This is a genomic window from Janthinobacterium agaricidamnosum NBRC 102515 = DSM 9628 (assembly GCF_000723165.1).
Classification (GTDB): domain Bacteria; phylum Pseudomonadota; class Gammaproteobacteria; order Burkholderiales; family Burkholderiaceae_D; genus Janthinobacterium; species Janthinobacterium agaricidamnosum.
Window position 1 is genome coordinate 5,928,193 of record NZ_HG322949.1, and the last position, 1,522, is coordinate 5,929,714.

Consider the following 1,522-nt stretch of genomic DNA (forward strand, 5'->3'; position numbering starts at 1 on the left):
TTTTCTTTTCTACCGCATCGCCGTTTCTGGCGCTCCCTTTTGCTTTGCAACGAGTGCGCTTCAGCGGGGAGGCGAACTATAGCAAAGCAGCAAAGGGACTGCAAGGATTTTCTAGGCGTTTTGTATCGCGGCCGTCACCCAGTTAAAACCAAGGCGCTCTTGCTCCATGCGGATGCGTTCGCCCAGCACATCGTCACGCAAGACATTGAACCGCGCTTGCTCGTCATCGCTCAAGCGAACAAGCCGCCGATATAAGAACCCGGATCGAGCAAACGAAAGCGTATCAAGGCGGGCTTGACCAGCAATCCATAACGGGCTTCGAATTGGCGGGCGCCGACGGCATGCGCATTGATGGCACTGGCGGGCATGACCTGGTCGAGCAATTCGGCCAGCAAAGCCTTGCGGGTTTCGATAAATTTTCCATCGACACCGGCGATGTCGAGTTGGCGCAGATACAGCTGCGGGCGCGGATGCCCGGTAAACCATTGCAGGATCGCCCGCATGCGCTCCCAGGTCGGCGCCTGCTCCAGCAAGGTCATGGGGCGGCACTCCAGCCAGCCGGCCAATTGGGGGAAGGCTGCTAATGTCGTCGCCGCCAGTTGATCGAAGCGGCGCATGTCGGCCAAACGTCCGATCAGCCGGAAGGCGTCGACCTCGTCGGCCAGCATGACTTGTGCCGGCAAGCGGTTGCGGCCCAGCTGCCGATGATTGATTTCGCGCCATTCGATGAGGCAGCCATATCCCTTGACGGTGCCCTCTTCAAGTTGCCGTATCCAGCGCCGCACCTCATCGAATTGCTCACCCAGGCTGGCGGCGCCCGGCTGACGCACGTTCAGCGTCATGGGAAACAATGCCTCGCCGCTGATATGCGCCGCCTGCAAACGCCCGCTATCCGGCAGGCGCAGCAATTGCGCATGAAGCACCGCCGGCGTGGTCCAGTGATTGACACTCATGCGGCACACGTCTTGCGCTCGGCCTGGTACTCTTCGATGCTCAGGTAACGCAACATCGATTGCCGCCCTTCTTCGCTGTGCACAAAACCCAGGCCGGCAACATAGGGTGCGATGATGTGGATTTTCTGCAGTGGCGTGACGATCAATAATTGCAAGTTCATGCGCTCGAATAATTCCCATCCATAACGTGCGGACTCGTCCGAACCGCGGCCGAACGCTTCGTCGATAACGACAAAGCGGAACGAGCGCGAACGGACCACGCCCCACTCCAGTCCGAACTGATACGTCAGGCTGGCCGCCTGGCGGCCCGATTTGCCTCCGGCATCGGTGTAGTGCTCGTGTTCGCGGTCATCTTCGCGCCAGCGTTCGGAGGCTGAAAAGACAAACCAGTTGTGCACGTCGGTCACTTTGCGTGTCCAGCGCCGGTCCGCTTCGGCACTGCCGGCACGGCCGCGAAAGCGTTCGATGATGATTTGGACTTGCAGGAATTTGCCTTCCGAGTATTCCTCGTCGCTGGAACCGGTGGTCGGCGACGTCAGATCGCAATCGATGGTCATGTTAAAACCGGC

The 1,522-nt window shown here is 59.5% G+C and carries 2 protein-coding genes and 1 pseudogene; all 3 read right to left on the bottom strand.

Features of this window, described 5'->3' with window-relative positions; all coding sequences use genetic code 11:
• Positions 1-111: 111 nt before the first annotated feature.
• Entirely contained in the window at positions 112-234 is a 123-nt protein-coding gene (locus tag GJA_RS28045; RefSeq protein WP_197539819.1) for a Wadjet anti-phage system protein JetD domain-containing protein, read from the bottom strand.
• On the bottom strand, positions 231-953 hold the full coding sequence (locus GJA_RS25745; RefSeq protein WP_051781340.1) for a DUF3322 domain-containing protein: 723 nt from the start codon (positions 951-953) through the stop codon (positions 231-233). The genes GJA_RS28045 and GJA_RS25745 overlap by 4 nt, the downstream gene beginning before the upstream one ends.
• Positions 950-1,477: pseudogene (locus tag GJA_RS25750) on the bottom strand (SbcC/MukB-like Walker B domain-containing protein); the annotation flags it as partial. The pseudogene GJA_RS25750 and the gene GJA_RS25745, both read right to left, overlap by 4 nt.
• Positions 1,478-1,522 lie beyond the last annotated feature (45 nt).